General features: G+C 42.2%; 1 rRNA gene. It reads right to left on the bottom strand.

Annotated features, from left to right (window positions below):
* Positions 1-118 (bottom strand): 16S ribosomal RNA (locus PSH41_RS20095); the annotation flags it as partial.
* Positions 119-204 lie beyond the last annotated feature (86 nt).

The following is a 204-nucleotide window of genomic DNA, read 5'->3' as shown; positions in this document are numbered from 1 at the left end:
ACTCACCCGTCCGCCGCTCGTCAGCAAAGTAGCAAGCTACTTTCTGTTACCGCTCGACTTGCATGTGTTAGGCCTGCCGCCAGCGTTCAATCTGAGCCATGATCAAACTCTTCAATTAAAAAGTTTTGTGTCTTTCGACAGCTCAATGAATTCTGAATTTATTTAATATCTTTCGATATTGAATTGACTGTGCTGCAATTCTTT

The sequence above is a fragment of the Pseudoalteromonas sp. CST2 genome (assembly GCF_028599385.1).
GTDB lineage: Bacteria > Pseudomonadota > Gammaproteobacteria > Enterobacterales > Alteromonadaceae > Pseudoalteromonas > Pseudoalteromonas atlantica.
This window is presented reverse-complemented; position numbering and strand designations above follow the sequence as displayed.